The organism is Thalassotalea euphylliae (genome assembly GCF_003390375.1).
Lineage (GTDB): Bacteria > Pseudomonadota > Gammaproteobacteria > Enterobacterales > Alteromonadaceae > Thalassotalea_F > Thalassotalea_F euphylliae_A.
The window spans coordinates 3,063,580-3,079,499 of record NZ_QUOT01000001.1 but is presented as its reverse complement, the minus strand read 5'-3'; the positions used below and the strand labels follow the sequence as shown (position 1 = coordinate 3,079,499).

General features: G+C 41.4%; 13 protein-coding genes and 1 pseudogene. 5 read left to right on the top strand and 9 right to left on the bottom strand.

Translation table 11 applies throughout. The features are described 5' to 3' along the window. The first annotated feature begins 149 nt into the window (after window positions 1-149). The 3 genes from DXX94_RS13615 to DXX94_RS13605 all read left to right on the top strand — a co-directional run bounded on the left by DXX94_RS13615 (window position 150) and on the right by DXX94_RS13605 (window position 2,405). Window positions 150-734, top strand: a complete 585-nt coding sequence (locus tag DXX94_RS13615) for a TetR/AcrR family transcriptional regulator (protein ID WP_116016692.1) — start codon at window positions 150-152, stop codon at window positions 732-734. A gap of 97 nt (window positions 735-831) precedes the next feature. Beyond that, window positions 832-1,464 carry a hypothetical protein gene (locus DXX94_RS13610; RefSeq protein WP_116016690.1) on the top strand — a complete coding sequence of 211 codons (633 nt, stop codon included), beginning with the start codon at window positions 832-834 and terminating at the stop codon, window positions 1,462-1,464. Window positions 1,465-1,511: 47 nt separating this feature from the next. Beyond that, window positions 1,512-2,405 carry a sterol desaturase family protein gene (locus DXX94_RS13605; RefSeq protein ID WP_116016688.1) on the top strand — a complete coding sequence of 298 codons (894 nt, stop codon included), beginning with the start codon at window positions 1,512-1,514 and terminating at the stop codon, window positions 2,403-2,405. Window positions 2,406-2,667: 262 nt separating this feature from the next. On the opposite strand, the gene DXX94_RS13600 is transcribed toward DXX94_RS13605, so the two are convergent. From DXX94_RS13600 to rluF, 5 genes and pseudogenes are all read right to left on the bottom strand, one after another. Then, window positions 2,668-4,026, bottom strand: coding sequence for a M1 family aminopeptidase (locus tag DXX94_RS13600; RefSeq protein WP_116016686.1), 1,359 nt, complete (start codon window positions 4,024-4,026; stop codon window positions 2,668-2,670). Window positions 4,027-4,033: 7 nt separating this feature from the next. Continuing rightward, window positions 4,034-4,693 carry an alpha/beta hydrolase gene (locus DXX94_RS13595; protein WP_116016684.1) on the bottom strand — a complete coding sequence of 220 codons (660 nt, stop codon included), beginning with the start codon at window positions 4,691-4,693 and terminating at the stop codon, window positions 4,034-4,036. Window positions 4,694-4,969: 276 nt separating this feature from the next. Continuing rightward, complete coding sequence (locus DXX94_RS19345) at window positions 4,970-5,134, bottom strand: hypothetical protein (protein ID WP_181901560.1); 165 nt, start codon at window positions 5,132-5,134, stop codon at window positions 4,970-4,972. A gap of 87 nt (window positions 5,135-5,221) precedes the next feature. Further along, the gene (locus DXX94_RS13590; RefSeq protein ID WP_116016682.1) at window positions 5,222-5,863 is read right to left on the bottom strand and encodes an FMN-binding negative transcriptional regulator; all 642 of its coding nucleotides are present in this window, start codon (window positions 5,861-5,863) and stop codon (window positions 5,222-5,224) included. Window positions 5,864-6,279: 416 nt separating this feature from the next. Further along, window positions 6,280-7,152: pseudogene (rluF, locus tag DXX94_RS13585) on the bottom strand (23S rRNA pseudouridine(2604) synthase RluF); the annotation flags it as partial. A gap of 312 nt (window positions 7,153-7,464) precedes the next feature. Between rluF and DXX94_RS13580 the strand changes: the two are divergent. After that, entirely contained in the window at window positions 7,465-8,091 is a 627-nt protein-coding gene (locus DXX94_RS13580) for a lytic transglycosylase domain-containing protein (RefSeq protein ID WP_116001811.1), read from the top strand. Between the two features lie 283 nt (window positions 8,092-8,374). Beyond that, window positions 8,375-9,124: an alpha/beta hydrolase gene (locus tag DXX94_RS13575; RefSeq protein WP_181901559.1), complete on the top strand. Its 750-nt coding sequence runs from the start codon at window positions 8,375-8,377 to the stop codon at window positions 9,122-9,124. A gap of 504 nt (window positions 9,125-9,628) precedes the next feature. On the opposite strand, the gene DXX94_RS13565 is transcribed toward DXX94_RS13575, so the two are convergent. From DXX94_RS13565 to hrpB, 4 genes are all read right to left on the bottom strand, one after another. Further along, complete coding sequence (locus DXX94_RS13565; RefSeq protein ID WP_116016676.1) at window positions 9,629-10,531, bottom strand: DUF2306 domain-containing protein; 903 nt, start codon at window positions 10,529-10,531, stop codon at window positions 9,629-9,631. Between the two features lie 267 nt (window positions 10,532-10,798). Continuing rightward, window positions 10,799-11,893 (bottom strand): helix-turn-helix domain-containing protein, encoded by a 1,095-nt coding sequence (locus DXX94_RS13560; protein WP_258872170.1) that lies wholly within the window; start codon window positions 11,891-11,893, stop codon window positions 10,799-10,801. A gap of 227 nt (window positions 11,894-12,120) precedes the next feature. Further along, complete coding sequence (locus DXX94_RS13555; RefSeq protein ID WP_116016672.1) at window positions 12,121-12,753, bottom strand: hypothetical protein; 633 nt, start codon at window positions 12,751-12,753, stop codon at window positions 12,121-12,123. Between the two features lie 194 nt (window positions 12,754-12,947). Next, window positions 12,948-15,518, bottom strand: coding sequence for an ATP-dependent helicase HrpB (gene hrpB / locus DXX94_RS13550; RefSeq protein ID WP_116016670.1), 2,571 nt, complete (start codon window positions 15,516-15,518; stop codon window positions 12,948-12,950). Window positions 15,519-15,920 lie beyond the last annotated feature (402 nt).

Here is a 15,920-nt window from a genome sequence, read left to right as displayed (position 1 = left end):
CCGATCCTTTCCATAAATTTTCAAACTGACAATTTATAAAATAACCAGCCAAGCATTAAATTGTCAACGTGACAATTTAAATTTTCTTGATATAGTTCGATAAACACCGAAGATCCAAAGTAACTAACCGCAATTCACGTAGGAGAAATATGGCTAGACCAAGCATGGCCGGCCAGCGCCGCGAAGAAATTCTTGATGCGCTGGAACTTTGTATTCTAGAAAAAGGCATACAAGCCACGTCGTTAGAAAACATTGCAGAAAAGGCGCAAATGAAGCGCACTATATTGCGGCATTATATTGGCAATCGCGATCAGATTATCATTGCATTAAGTGAGCGTTGGGCACAGAAATACCAGCAAGAATGGCAAGAACTAATGCTCTGGTTACCGCCCAGTAATCGCAGCGAAGCCTTACTTGATGCACTATTTACCGTGCATTCCAAGGAAATGGTCAACAATGCCGTGATCGGTGAAGCTATTTTTTCCGAAGCCAAACGACTGCCAGAGATTAAGGCGCACCAAGTGGCCATTATGGCTGAGTTTATTAGCCACGCTTGCACGACTTTCCAACAAGACTACCCAAACACAGCCCCTGACAAAATTGAGCTTGTCGCCCACGCCCTATACGCCAACTATTTAATGAGTGAATCACTGATTCCACTTAAAATGGTGGATGAAATTCATAAGCTAAAACAAGCTTCTAGACTGCTTTGTCAAGTTTTGGAGACTAACTAGCCAATTTACAATTAGAAAAATCATTTATTTTCATTTTGATAATTTAAAGTCAAATATTTAAGCTATGCTCATCTTTTAGCCTGAAGAGGATCACTACGTGGGCTTAGCAAATTCTTTAATTACCACAGCAATCATTGCTGGCTTGGTTTGGGCAGTTGCCATTTATCAGCCAAGTGCCAATGCCATTGAAAGTAAATCGTCAAATCTTGTGCTTAAGCAAGCAGCTCAAAAGCCACCAAAGCAAGCGGCTATAAGCTCGGTTACACAGCCAGTAACCGTTAACTCAAACAAGCAACAAAGCAAAAAAGAAAAGGCACTGAATAACACGCAAGAAGTTATTCAAATTAGTGGCATTAGCATGCGCCTATCATTAGATAACACCGCACCTTTATGGCAAGCATTTGAACAAGCCACCGAGCTACATAACCAATTGTCTCAACAGCCAAAGCAACTTTATGTCAGCTATAGTAATTTTGATAACGACTTTGGCACAGCGACGGTCACCATAGGCTACAACGCAGCATTACTTAACTCAGCTTCAAAACCGCTTACGGTTTCACTAAGCCAATATAAAACTCTGCTGTTACGCAGCAATTACCGCAATGATGAGCTAAAAACAGGCTGGCAAAAAGTTAACTATAACGCGGCACTAGACAGTGTTTTAGAAATTCACCAGCTTGATGGCCAAGGCCAGTCGGTAGCGACTGAGCTACTGGTCGCCTATCGATAACAGCTTATCGATAGCTATTTACCTATAGTAAACACGAGGAAGATGTAATGGATTGGTTAACAGAGATTTGGTCAGTTGATGATGTTTGGTGGCTAGAGGCTTGGATTGATGACTGGTTTTTAGTGATTGCGCTGGCGTTCTTTGTGATTGAATTGCTGCGCTACGCTGTAAAAAAACAAGTTACCCGAAATTTACTGGGCGACAGTCTTGCTAACTTTGTGACTTTGGCTGCTTTTATTACCATAGTCGCAATTGTCGCAGCCGCTTATGTTGGCGTATTTTTCTACGCCTATGAATTTAGGCTTGCCGATTTGCCGATTTCCCTGTGGACCATACTATGCTGCATTTTACTTGCCGATCTAGCCTACTATTGGGAGCACAGGTTCCTGCATATGAATGGCTTTGGCTGGGCGACTCATACCGTGCACCATAGCTCACCGCATTTTAATATTTCGGTCGCTTATCGCCATGGCCCAATGGACTGGTTTTTCCCATTGTTTTTCTATTTGCCGCTAGCGTTAATGGGCTTTCATCCGTTTGTGATCTTTTTAGCGGAAGTAGTGGTGCAGGTTTATCAAACCTTGCTACATACAGAAACAGTGAAGAGGTTGCCACGTCCGATTGAAGCGATTTTCAATACGCCATCGCACCATCGTGTGCACCATGCCACTAACAAGGAGTATTTAGATAAGAACTATGCCGGCATATTGATTATTTGGGACAAAATGTTTGGCACCTTTGCCGAAGAAAAAACGACGGTGCGCTACGGTGTATTCCCAAGAATTAATAGCGTCAACCCAGTCAAGGTCTTCTTTAGCGGCTATATGACTTTAGCGAAGCGATTATGGCACGCGCCATCTTGGGGATATCGTTGGAATTTACTGGTGAAGTCACCAAGATGGGCATGGCAGCAAGAGCAAGCCACTAAACCCAAAGCTTAAGTTGACTCCTTTAAACTGAATAAATCTAACTTGCTTTGTCAGAGTAGATAGTGTTCTATCAACTCTGTCTGTCACATATGTGCCAAACTCGGCCGTTAAACAACAATTAATGATCTTAAATTAAGTTGCGGTGGGTGATGTTCAACCGACTCATTTCAAGGCAGAGTCTTGTTGGGTAAGAAAGCCTGTTGCAGCTTGATGTGGCAATTAGAGCAAGCTAATTGCTGCCCCATATAAATAGCACTTCATCTAATTTACACCGTTACATTTTTAATTTGGGGATTTCTTCTCCGTATACCCACTTATCAAAGAAAGATGTAAGAGAAGTCGCAGTTGTTTTCTCGAAAGAAGATTTTAAATCTTGGGTAGTTACTGAACCATCTTTGTGTGTAACCGTATACTCTTTAAGAGCTTTCCAAAATAACTCTTCCCCTAATTTTTCTCTAAGCATATAGAATATTATTGCGCCTTTGCTGTATGCCATTGTGTGATTAATCTCTTGTTCTCTGATCACTTTACTGAACGCAACAGGGGCAATACGATTTTCATTTACAGCTATTTCTAGACGTTTTACGGCTACGCTTATTTCGTTTTTATAAGCGGTATCACCAAACAAATGTTGTTTGTAAGCTGCTACTAAAAATACGACTAATCCTTCATTTAACCAGAAATGTGAAAAATTTGAGCTAGTGACACTATTACCCCACCATTCATGTGCTAGTTCATGAGCAATAAACCAGTTTTCATTTTTGTTCTTCAAAACAGTGTGAACAAACTTTTCACCCACCAAGCTAAAACTAGAAGCTTCTTGTGCCATATAGCCATCTACAACAACATAACGATAACCATGTTCATTAAGCGAAAATCCAGCTTTACTCTCAAAAAAACTCGACATATCAGCAACATCTTTAAAGGCTAATTTTAACAAAGGCGAAGTTAAGTCAGATTTTTCAGCTCTTCTATACAAAACAGAAATATCAGTTCTACTGGAATCCAATAGTAAAGTTTCAAAAAAACCCAGAGCAAAACCAAAAGTATATATCGGAATTGGAATATCCTGCTTCCAATGAGAAATGGTTGTCTTTTGGCCAGTCTCGTAGCGAGATATTAACTGTCCATTACCCACTGATTCCAAACCTGTTTCATGTTCTAATAAAAGTTCAAATGTTGCTTTATCTGATATATCACCATGAGAAATAAGCCAATTCTTTGTATGATATACAGTAAACAGGTGATCTTCATAAAACTTCATACCTCTCTCTGGTGCAGCGGTATATTCAACTTTTAAAGAGTAGGCTTTACCTGATTTTAAATTATCTTCAAACTGAACTATTAATTGCTCATTTATTAAATCGTAGTTAATAGCCTTTCCACCAAATCGGACAGATTTCACTTGTTTATATTTAGAAGAAAACTTTAACTGACGCAGGTTTTGAATCACTGGAACGAATTTTATTGTAACAGCGGCAGACAAAGATTTGCTTTCAAAGTTAGGTTCAATTTCTGCTCGGTAATGCACGTAATCTACTTCTGAAACCTTAACTTCATCAACCTTTGCATGCCCTATATTTGGTATTGTTAGGATGAAGAAGCACAGAATTGATAGATCAATGAACTTCATATTCAACTTACCCTTTATGGCGTTTAAGCCAGTTTTTTACTGGTATTAACCATTCTTTTCTTGGCTTAAAAAACGCTCCATGTTCTTTACCAGTCGATATTGAAATTTCTTCGAAAGAACTAACAGTATCATCTCTTCTTGCGACTACATCGCTACATGAACCAACTGAATCTGAGGTTTCGTAGACTGAAAATAAGTGTCCATAAATTGCTATTTCTTTTCTCTTAGCTAAACCGCTTGTACATGCAGCTAAAATAACAAAATTAATATTTTTGTTTTTTAGATAACTTGATGTAATTGCCGTAATAAACCCACCACGGGAAAAACCAACCAAAGAAATATTTTTCGCTGGCACACCGTTTTCGATTAATTTATTCACTTGTGCTGCTAACTTCTCTGCATATTTAAAAGGGTGAGTTTTAGCTGGTCGGTGAGTAGCAATTAGGTGATAGCTAGAATCGGTTAGTTGCGCCTTAACGGCTGGAAAGTCATATTGTCCCCAACGCTCATGAATAGGGGTTGGGTTTTCGCCTTCCACAATATAGCCATGAGAATAAAATACGTACCTTGCATTCTTATCTATAACCTCAGGAAATGCATAATTTTCGTTTGCGAAAGCTGAACTACTAAATGTTAAAACTCCAAGTAGAAGTAATAATAATTTCATATAGATATCCCTATACTTAACGTTCAAAATGATGCAAACCCTACACTAATAACATTCCTGATATCAAACGGTTTTATACCAACACGTAAATTGCCGCTGCCGTTATTTGAATGTCCGCTTGTAGAGTTGAGTCAATAACATCAACTGACTGTGACCACCGTCGTTTGATCGCTCATAGCAGCCGTTGGGTACATCAACTGCTAATCTTGTTTAAACTGGCGAGTGAAAGTGAAACCTTGCCTTGGACTTGTTGAAACACTAGCCGCGGTTAACAGTTTATTTCCTATTTTTCTTGTTGCTTGTGTTTTCCTTTCTTACCAACCATTTTTCGAGCGTCGTTTCTTTGCCACGGAAAAATTGAACATAAGTCCAAAGTGAAAAACCTTCAACGAAATGACCAATAACAACCAAAACCACTAGCAATATACCTAGTAATTCCATCTATCAACTCCTTTAGTTAAACCAATAGCTATTTGCTACACCTTTTTTCCCCTAGCCTTATTTTTGCTAGTCTTATTTTTATTAACCCTAGCTTCCTAGCCCTAAAGAAAGCTGTTCCATAATGGCGAGTAGCTGTTGTGCATCAGGGCTATTGCTATTCATTAATCCTTTCACTGTACCCAGTTGATCCGCTTGGCTACGATGTTGGCCTAGCTTGGCTTTGGCTTCAACGCGGTCGATATCAATGCGAAAACCGATAATACCTTTAGCGAGTTTTTGCTGATAATCCAGCGGCATGGTGGGTTGGGTATCAGCGCTCTTTGCTTGTTCATCTAACTCTTGCTCGAGCAATAACGCAGGCTGGTATTTTTGAACTAGTTGCTGAACGGCATCAATTGTTTGCGCTTCATCAAGCCAATGTAAGCTGCCGTGAACATGCACAGCCACATAATTCCATGTTGGCACATTGGGCTTACCTTTATACCAAGTCGGATCAATATAGTCGTGTGGGCCATGGAATATCGCCAACACATCGGAATTTTCGGCCGCTTTTTTATGATGATTATTGCAAGCAATATGACCGATTAAACAATTTTGTGCTTGATCGTAAATCAGTGGCACATGGGTGGCATCTAAGCTTGGGGAAACAACCGTTGCAAAGCTGTAACGGTTAATAATATCGGTAATTTGTGCTGGCTCTTGAATTCGCCATTTTTCCGGGACGTGCATACAGCTCCTAATCCGTTAGTTATGTTAGATACTATCTATAATCACTAAAACTAACGGATAAGGCACTGATTGTTATTTTATTTTCAGTAAAAATTTAATGAATAGCTAAGATGGCTACTTCCCTACATTCGCCTGAACAATTTTCTACGTTATTGCTTCTTACGACCAAGTGATAAACGTTTTTTATCACCTTGACTACTCCCTCTTTCGTTCACTTCATTGTCAGTTTTTTTAGTGCCTTTAGCATTAGGATTATCGATACGGTAGGTTGTACTTTTGTTTGTGCCTTTATTTGATTTTTGTTTTGGCTGTTCGGCACGAGCTTTTCTCGGTTGTTCACTTTCGCGAGCAGGTTTAGCTGATTGATTATCTCGATTACCATTGTATTTAGCATTGTGCTTGTCGTTTTTGCGATTTGAATTTGCTACTGAGTTGTTCTCGCGATGCTGTTCATTATCTCGCTTGTTATGTGGCTTATTTTGCGACTTTTTTTCTGGCTTTTTAGCCGCTTCATCGTTTTTCGCATAGCGAGCGTTTGAACGACTTTTATCGTCTCTTCTGCTGTCATTTTCTGCCTGCTCAGCTTTAAGTGACGTTTTGCGTGAATCTTTCACCGCACTGTTAATTTGCGCTAACTCGCCTTGGGTTAAGTTGCGCCACTGCCCAGGCTTTAAGCCAGTTAAGTCAACATTCATAATGCGCACGCGTTTGAGCTTAGTCACTTCATAGCCAAGGTATTCACACATACGGCGAATTTGTCGGTTTAAGCCTTGAGTTAAGGTGATTTTGAACACGAAACGACTGACAGGTTCAACGCGACAGGGGTTAGTGATCGTTCCTAGAATAGGCACCCCGCGTGACATGCGTTCAACAAAGCGTTCACTGATCGGCTTATCTACCGTCACAATATATTCTTTATCGTGAGCATTTTCAGCACGAAGAATTTTATTAACGATATCACCGTCACTGGTCAGAAAAATTAATCCTTCCGAGGGTTTATCTAAACGGCCAATGGGGAAGATACGCTCTTTATGACCAATGGCATCAACGATATTGCCCCGCACTTGGCGCTCAGTCGTACATATCACACCGATTGGCTTATGGTAAGCAATATAGATACGATCCGATTTATTCTCAGCGCTGGCCGCAATAGGCTTGCCGTCAACTTCAACTTGGTCGCCATCTTGCACTTTGGTGCCAAGCTCAGGCAACTTGCCATTAATTGTCACGCGCTGGCGTTCAATTAATTTATCCGCTTCACGGCGCGAGCAAAAACCCGATTCACTAATAAATTTATTAAGTCGCTTGCCAGTACTGGCGTTTTGAGCAGATTGTTGAGCTGATTTTTGCGTTGGCAAGGTGAGGTTCTCTGAGCAGTTAACTTGGCGGCGATCATAGCCTAAATTCACCAAAAACGCTGTAGCTAATCTACAGCAAGCTAGTAACCAAAAACGTGGTGGCGAAAGCGTTTGACAAAAAGCATCGGTTATTTAGACATTTATCCAAAAAAGCAGTATGTTATTTCAGCAAAAATAAGCACGGCACACACGGTTTAGTGTTGTGCTAAAACTAGCTGTCGATAAGGGAATATTCGCAATATCATGTCCACACTCAAGTTCAATATTAGCTGTTTTACTTGGCTGCTCATCACAGTAATTTCGGTGTTCTCTGTTAGCACACCAGCAGAAGAAAGCGTGTATCGCTACCACTCGAAAGATGGCGTATTGTCTTTTTCTGACATCGAACCAATAGATACCTACTATGAAACCGTGAAATTTGGTTGCTACGCCTGTGGCGTTTATTCTGAAATAGACTGGCTAGAGACTAAGCTTTACCCCGACAGTTATCGCAAAGAAATTGAAGGTATGGCCGATTATTACCAAGTAGACGCCAACCTAGTGCGTGCCATTATTCATGCCGAATCGCACTTTCGCAAAGATGTGATTTCTAAACAAGGGGCGCAGGGGCTGATGCAGTTAATGCCAGCTACAGCGCGCGAACTTGGGGTAGTAAACCCTTTTGATCCTCAGCAAAATATTCGCGGTGGAGTTAAACACCTCGCCAAATTAATGAAGAAATACTATGGCAATATTCGACTAGTTGCGGCAGCTTATAATGCAGGCGAGGGATCCGTTCGAAAATACCAAGGTATTCCCCCTTTCCCCGAAACTCAGGTGTATATCGAGCGGGTTGAAATTCTACATAAACGCTACAGTAAGATCATTTAGGTTTTGCGCTATACCTTTGCTTTGATGCGACAGAAAAACAATTAAATCCCTTCAGCCGACGATAAGTCATATGGCACCAGGTCGCTTAACTCAATTTCTATATCGTTCATCTTATTCATCTTTTTACTTCGCCAGCTTTTGGTGCACTCTTTAATTTAGCCTTGAGTTTGCCTAAGACTATTTTAAAAAATAGCCACACAAAGAATACGAGGCAGGATATTTAGATCAAACGTGCTCCCAAGCTGTAATGAGCAATACTCAACTTACAAGTAAGGATATATTGATGATTTACGCATATAGGGTAATGTTTGTATTCATAATTGCACTCTTAATTGCACTCTCAAGTTGTTTTGAGGCTCATGCTGAACATGGCAAGCCAGCTGTGACTTTGGGTCAAATATCCTCCATTCAATCAACTGTTTTAAGCAAAAATATCCCGTTGTCCATTCATTTACCCCCAAATTACGACAGCACTAAACACAATTATCCAGTACTTTATATGTTGGGGTCAGATTACCGAGCCCGATTTGCTATGCTAGCCTCTGCGCTTGACTACATGGGCGGCTCGCAGATCCCTGCAATGTTACTTGTCGGCATAGACTTGCCCGAAGGAAACCGAGTTCTGTTGCCTTCACGAGCTAACGGCGATACAAAAAGTCCAGATAGCTACCTAGCGTTTATTGAAAAAGAGCTTATTCCCTACGTTGACAATAAGTACCGAACGGCACCGTTTAGAGCCCTCTTTGGCGCGTCCAATAGTGGCTTTTTTAGCGTTTATACTCTGCTTAACAAACCCAGCCTGTTTAACGCCTACCTAGCAAGCAGTCCATCACTCAATCACATCCCGGTGAAGTTGCAACAAAAAATAAAAACAGGGCCATTAAAAACCTTATCTGAAAATAAGTCGCTCCATATTATTTATAGTGACGATGATTTCGACGAGATAACCGAATCTATTCCTGAATTTTCTCGCATGCTGACTGACCATAAACCAACCAATCTTACCTACAAGTCACAGCAGGTGATTAATTAGGGCCACGTCCCAGCGACAGACTTTACCTCATTACTCCTTGCCCTGTACCCTGACTTTAACCCCCAAGAAAAGTTGACCACGATGACGCAACTTCACCAACATTTTGAAAAGTTGTCGCAAAGATATGGATATACAATGACTCCTCCTTTTTCGCTTATTTATGAGTTAGGCGTTGAGCTCATATCGAGTAAAGATTTGGCTAGTGCAGAAAAGGTTTTTCAATATTCCTTACAAGTTTATCCAGAAGAAAAGAAATCATATATCTGAATGGGAGTTGTGCGCAGAGACCAAGGCGATATTAAAAATGCCAAGTTAATGTTTAATAAAGCGCTGGCAATTGCACCTGATTATTCACTTGCTAAACGACTGTTACAAAGACTAGATCAGTAAGTTTGTTTTTAACCAATCGATAGCAATAGCCGCTAGAAGCAAATTAGTTATCCCTAGCTGAGGTTATTTAGGCGCTTAAAGGCAGCGCCTAACCAAAGCGCTTAACCAAAGCACTTAAAAACTGATCTCTTCGTTATTAATGACTGAGAGTAAAAACGGCGTAAACCCTACCATGCCAATGACCATCAATATTGTTAACACGAATAAAAGAGTACTTGTCGCTATATTCCAGTAGCTATGCCAAATTGCCTGTGAATGTTTTTCTGTTGCATAGAAATACAGTTGTAAAACGGCTAACGGCAGTAAATAACATCCAAATGTCCAAAGTGAGAAAAACAAATCACCAAAAGCAGGCTTGGTGCCTAATAGATTTCCTGTAATTAAATAGCTAAACGTGCCAACTCTTAATGTCCACTGGGCATTTGAGACAACAAATAAGCGCAACGCCCATTTTCGGTGAGTTTTGATGTCTTTGTTAATCGCATTACGCACCGTAAAGTAAGCAAATAACAAAATTAAAAAGCCATTAATCGTGGTGCCAATACCCGATGAGTTTATTGGGTCAGGATCTCGAACCCAGACTAAGTAAAAGCCTGAAATTGCCAAACAAAATACCGTTATTAAATAAACATAACCGTTAATTTTATGAAATCGAGGAAAGGTACTACGCAGTTTGGGTATAAGCTGCAATATGCCGCCAAAGGCAACAATACCGGCGCCAATCGCGTGTGCAGCAAAGGCAAGGTTACCGGAGAAGTCTCCAACGTGATAAGGCTTAGCACCCATCGCCTCCCAACGGTTCCAAATTTCCATATTGTCGTTAATCACTGAAAAGCCATAAAACGCAAATATGTAGTAGAAGAAAAACCATTGGCCCAAAAGAATGCTGATAAACCAAAAAACTGACGAGTATTTTAAAGCTCGGTCGGCAATTTTGGCAGGCGACACTTTCGTCACATTATTGCTGTCGGTAATTTTTATTGCAGAGCTTGAATCGTGACTGCGCGTATTTTCCATTATTGAGTTCTCTTTTTCTAACGTCGTTCAAGCACATAATGGAAAGATAAGCCGCAGATATCGTCCAAATAGGCCTATTTGCACGTTTTATTGCAAGAAAATTAGCCTATTTCAGAGAATTCAGAGGAAAAGGCGCATCTACCCTATAAATCTTCACTTTTGTGTAAAGCACTAAGTGGAGTAATTCAACCAGAGAAATGATGGTTACATAGAAATGGTTAGCCAGAGATAATATCAATAATGCTATTGATATTATCTCTGGCCTATCTAGTGTTTATTTTCTTGTAGGAGATTTCGGTATGCTGATGGACTGTGACCGACTATTTTTTTAAAGGCATTATTGAATGTTGATTTCGAGTTGAAGCCGACATCAAACGCAATACTCGTCACCAGTTTCTTGCGATCATGTAAGGCTTTTTTCGCCTCTTCAATGCGATAACTATTCACAAATTGGAAAAAATTCGTTTGTAAATGCTGCGACAGCGTTTCAGAAATATGATTTTCTGTTTCAGTGATGGCTTGAGACAACATATTCAATGACAAGTCTTCTTGTAAAAACAATTTTTCGTCGTTCATCGCGTGCGCTAATTTGGCCGCTATCAATTGCATTTTGTCAGGGCTAAGAATGGCTGTTCTTTTTTGGCTGACGTGAGGTACGCCTTTATCTGCTGTCGTAAGCACTTTTTGTGCTAACGCTTTTTGAATAAAAATAGCGAGAGCGATGACTTCCAGCACGGGTAAAACAATGCCACTGCCAAACCATCGCCAGCCAAGTGCGTTTAAACAAAACTCAACAGCAAAAGCCAACCAAGTGACTCCCCAAATAATGAGAATGGTTTTAAACCAGTTTACAGAGCGTTGTTCAATATCAGAAAAGCGCTCTTGCAACTGCTGGCAGTGCGCATTGTGTAAGCGAAAAGCAAAACCTAAGAAAGTAAGTGTGAATGCAATAAAAACTAACGCGCTAAACAAACAGGTTAACAATGCAATTTTCCATTGTTCAGGGTCACGTGTTAGCGGATTGGCTAATGCCAACTTATCTTCTGAGCTAATTAAAAAGATAAACGGCATCATCGCGGCTAATACGAGCACTGGCCCCGAGATGGCCAAAACCCACAAGCGCTTGTCGGCCGCTTTATCGGGCGACATTGTAGCGTGGGCATAAAAATAAAGTGCAGGCCCTAACAATACTCTAAACGGTAATTGCGCGCCCGCTAGCGCTGGCGCATATACATAAGCACCTGAATAAATAAAAAGCTCACCTGCTAAGTGTGTTAATAGCAACAACAACAGGCCTTTTAAAAAAACCGTCTGCCTGTCATTTGGCCTTTTAAAAACATCCAGCAATGCAAGAATTGTCATTCCCACCATGCAGGAATACAAAATTGTCGGGAACAGTTGAACCATAGTTAACTTAGCGTGACTTGGCAGTATAACCTAGTGTTTAATTAGCTACATGTTTTACCTGAATAGCAAAAATGTCAAATGCTGGGTAAGCGAACTTATTCGCTAGACGCGAAGCACAAATGAATACTAAGCGAATTGTTAGCTACCCTTTTCACTTATCACTTAACTATTCAAGCATTAGCTTACTTGCTTTTGTTATTCGGGGTGACCTTGGTTAAGCCACGATTCGGACAAAAAGTGTAGTTATTGTCTTGATTACTTTTCTTTCCCTGACCAACTACCCAGCGAAATGTAAGGCAATGATTAGGGTCATCAAGCTCGATTATTTCAATTTTCGTTGGTCGACGTGATGGATAAGTACGCACTTCACCTTGCCGCCAATAACCCAGCGGGAACTTACTTCCTAATCCATCGTATTTTCTAACACCCCACTGTTGTCGTTTATCATAAATTCTCACCAGTCCATCTTTTGAGTCATTGATGGTAAAAAACGATATAACTTCACCGCGATGTGGAATAGTAAAGGCTCTTCGGTAGTAAGAAATTTCACTGCCGGCCCACTTTATTTGAGTATTATTTTCTGTGGTTTTAAATGGCCCTGAAATATAGAAGTTGCTACAAGGCCTGCCATCATATGGGGCGCAAGTTGTCGTGGATACGGGTTTTAGCGTTAATTGATGAGTCCCGTCCCATTTCGCTCCGGTAAACAGTTCAACAGGAATAAAGCGCTTTTGCTGTGCATCGTAAGCACAGGCAGTCTGAATCGATACGGCTACGAAAAAGAGTAGAAAATAAATTTGTTGAGAGGGTTTCATCACATTCCTTTTTAATTAGACACTCAATTAAGTCGCTATTTAAAAAGCAAAGGTTTAAATCTAGAGGAGTTTATTCACTATGTATTGTACGTGTGTAGATGCGATCAACTTATCAGTTGTTGTATCGAAAAAGTTCACTGCAGGTAATGAACTTTTCGATGCCGGAATTCTTTAAGTATTTATTTAACGAACGACTACATAAATCGCTTAGTTTTACTGGTCGCTTGAGCATTGGCAGGATCATCTGGCCAATAATGCTTGGGGTATCTGCCCTTCATTTCCTTTTGCACTTGCTGGTAACTCCCTTGCCAAAATCCAGCAAGATCTTGGGTTACTTGCAACGGGCGTCCTGCGGGTGACAACAGCTCTAGGGTAAGATTAATCCCTTTGCCTTGCGCGCTGTCGCCGACTTGTGGCGAGTCAGACAAACCATACACTTCTTGCATCGGCAGCGAGACAGTTGGTGACTTTCCTACTAATTCATTCGTCGCATCACTTGGATAACGAATAGGACATTTGCGCCCAGTCGGGCCAATAAAAACCCTTGGTGCCTTTTGTGCCAGCGCTTGCTGCTGCGAATAATCCAATACTGAATGCAGCATAGTGGCGAAGTCTAATGCCAGTAATGCTGATTTTTTCTTAATATCACCAACATATGGATCAAACCAATCGGCTAAATTTACCATCAACCATTCATTGTCCATCACAGGTAAAGCGAGTTCTGGCTGGTTAACCGCCAGCCAACAAATACGTGAACGCAGGTTTTCAGCTTCATCAGAAAGCTTTAACCAAGTAAGCCCTTTTTTCGCCAGTTGCTGATGCCACATTTCGACAACCAAAGCCGCTGTAAGCCCTGCATTACTTGGCTGCTCTGCAAGCACAATCGCGCCTAAATAACGTTTTTTACTGGCGCTGATCGCATCTTTTTGTTCATCATAGGTCAGGGTATCTTGCTCGCTAATTGCTAACACTTGCCACGCTTCCAATGCAGCTAAACTCACTGGTGCAGCCAATGATATGCGCTGCTGATTGCCTAACTTGATGGTATTGGCTGCAACAATCAAAGACTCTTCATTGAGCGGGTCGGTGTCAGCCAACGATAAGCCTTTACCAGCTGAAGAAAGATAACTTGCTTGCTGACCTCGCTTTTTCGCTATGCGCTCTGGATAAGCCAAGGCCAAGAGTAAACCACAATAATCGCGGCTTATATTGGCTTGCCAGTTACTATCAAAATGCCGACCTAGCTGACGGGCAAGCTGTTTAGCCTGCTGCACTATACGAGCAATGGCGCCATTCGCTTTACCCGCTTTTTCTTTACTAATCACCATATCAACGCGAATGCCGATGTCAGCATTATCTCGACTGGCCTCTCGACTTAAAATATCACGCTCTTCGAGCAGTGCTGCCAGCAAACACCCAAGATTCAGTATTTTCTCGTCGTCTACTTGTGTTGCAATATGTTGTGCGGCCACCAACATATGAGCAAACCTAGGATGGCAGCTAAACTTAGCGACTTGTTGGCCATGCTTGGTGAGCTTGTGCTGCTCATCAACAATTTTAAGCTTGGTTAATGAATGCCAGCCTTGACTGGTAAGCACCTCATTTGGCTGGTCGAGCAAGGGTAAATCAGCCAAGGAGGTCACTCCCCACCTTGCCGCTTCCATTAATACGGGCAGTAAATCAGTTTGTAATATGGCTGGCGTTGCTTGCTCTGGACGGCGCTGAAAATCTTCTTCACCGTACAAGCGAATACAATGACCTGGCGCTAATCGCCCTGCTCGTCCAGCCCGCTGAATTGCAGACGCTTTGCTTATCGCTTGTTGGCTAAGCTGATTGGTCATGGTATGCACATCATAACGTGCAACTTTTTCAAAACCAGCATCAATAACTAAGGTAATACCATCGATAGTTAAACTGGTTTCGGCGATATTCGTGGCTAACACAATTTTTCGTTGCCCTTGCACTGCTTTCATTGCCCGTTGCTGCTCTGCCAGTGATTGCTCACCAAAAAGCGGCGCTATTCTTAGGTCATCTGGCAGAGCATTTGGCTGGCCAGTTAAATGATCTGCTAACTGATCTGCTAGATAGCGAATATCTGCTACACCAGGTAAAAATACCAAAGTTGAGCCACTATGATTAACAGCATGTTGGCGTATCACTTTTAACGCATGTTCACGCCAAAAAACTTGATTGGGCACCGGTAGATACAGTGAGTCAACGGGGTAACTTCGACCTTCAGAATGCAAACTAACCGCATCAGGTAGTTGTGTGAGCAGTTCCTCTGTTGCTAACGTTGCCGACATTAACACTAAGGTTAAATCGTCACGCAGCCCTTGCTGACAATCTCGCGCTAAGGCAAAAGCAACATCGCCTTGTACTGAACGTTCATGAAATTCATCAAACAAAATAAGGCTCGCCTTAGAGAGTTCAGGATCTTCCTGCAACAGCTGAGTTAGTATCCCCTCAGTAATCACTTCCAATTTAGTCTTCGAAGACACTTTACTATCGTTTCTTAAGCGATAGCCAACGGTTTGGCCAACTGGCTCACGTAGCTGGCTTGCCAGATAAGTAGCAATGTTCTTGGCGGCAACACGTCTTGGTTGTAACAAGTAGATGGTTTTTTCTGCTTTTGCGGTGTCAAGTAACCACAGCGGCAGTACTGTGGATTTTCCGGCACCCGGTGGAGCCGATAGCACTAGGGTTTGTTGCGTTGCTAATGCAGATAAAAAATCCGCTTTGATCTGTTCGATAGGAAATGAGGACAAGGGTTTGCTCTACTTATTAAATTTTTTCTGGGCACACGTTACTTAGGCATAGCTGCTTGGGCATAGCTATTTAGCCATTTTTACCGATTAAAACCACAACGCTCTAGTGCCGATCTTTGTGACTAAATACCTACTCATTGTAATCATTTGTCACTCAAGCAATTGATCTATGACAAAAAACGACCAACTTCTCCGTTTTTCATCAAGGGTTGCCCTGTTATAATCCAATCAAAGGCTTATTTATTGCGTTCATATACTGTAGTTTACAGCTAAGCGATCCTACTCACAGCAATACACATTAGCGATGAAAAAGCGCGCCTCATTGGTGCCAAATATTGTAACGATTCTCCAAAATTAAGGAAGCGAAACCCCATGCTTTATAGCTTTACAGCCATATTATTT